General features: G+C 60.1%; 1 protein-coding gene. It reads left to right on the top strand.

Annotated elements, in window-relative coordinates; genetic code table 11:
- Positions 1–55 precede the first annotated feature (55 nt).
- Positions 56–1,084 carry an IS30 family transposase gene (locus AC19YQ_RS24950; RefSeq protein WP_017246483.1) on the top strand — a complete coding sequence of 343 codons (1,029 nt, stop codon included), beginning with the start codon at positions 56–58 and terminating at the stop codon, positions 1,082–1,084.
- Positions 1,085–1,113: the final 29 nt, after the last annotated feature.

The raw sequence follows: 1,113 nt of genomic DNA, 5'->3' as shown, positions 1-1,113 counted from the left end.
GGCGGCCGCGAAAACTGAGTGCAACACCTGACCTTTCCGGTACGGTGCTGCCCCTATGTCCTATTCCGAACTCAGCGTTGAAGAGCGCGCGATCATTCAGCTCAGTCAAGCTCAAGGCTTCACCCTGCGCGGCATTGCTCGCCTGATTGACAGGTCGCCCTCGACCATCAGTCGAGAGCTGAAGCGCAATCGAGGCAGTAGTGGTGCTTACTCGGCCCGCTGCGCCCAGCGACAGATGAGCATTCGGCGCCAGGTTTGTCGCCCTAAGCGCAAGCTTCTGCCGGGCAGTGAGCGCTTCGAGTTGGTGACCCATATGTTGCGTGAGCGTTTGTCTCCTGAACAGATTGCCGGCAAGCTGCGCGGCATGAACATTCCCAGCCTCAGAGATGCCTACGTCTGTCGAGAGACGATCTACAACGCGATCTATGCCTTGCCGGTCGGCGAGCTGCGCAAGGAGCTGATCATCTGCCTGCGCCAAAGCAAGGCGACGCGCAGACCGCGCTCTGGCGGCGTGGATCGGCGCGGCCAGATTCCGGAGATGGTCAGCATTCACGTGCGCCCGCCAGAGATCGAAGACCGGCTGATGCCGGGGCATTGGGAGGGCGACCTGATCAAGGGTAAGGCCAACGCCTCGTCGGTAGGCACGTTGGTGGAGCGCACCAGTGGCTACCTGATGCTGGTGAAGATGAACGACGCAACGGCGACCTCGGCGATGGAGGGCTTCAGTGCAGCGCTCAACGGCATGCCGCTGGCGATGCGCAAGAGCATGACCTACGACCAAGGCCGGGAGATGGCGCGGCATGCTGAAATCACCCAGCAGACCGGGGTCGCTATTTATTTTTGTGATCCGCACAGCCCATGGCAGCGCGGCAGTAACGAAAACATCAACGGCCTGATCCGCCAGTACCTGCCCAAGGGGACTGACTTGTCGGTACACAGCCAGGAGCAACTGAATGCCATCGCCCTGCAACTGAATATGCGCCCCCGTAAGCGCTTCGATTTCAAATGCCCGATCGAAGTCATGGGAGAGGTGATGCAGGAAGCCTTGGCTATGCGGCATGATGCTCCGGCTTCAATTCAATAACCGTGTTGCACTCAGCTCCTGCAACCGCC

It is taken from the genome of Pseudomonas sp. MF06569, from assembly GCF_059862735.1.
The sequence above is the reverse complement of the archived record's forward strand: the minus strand, read 5'-3'. Positions and strand labels throughout refer to the sequence as shown.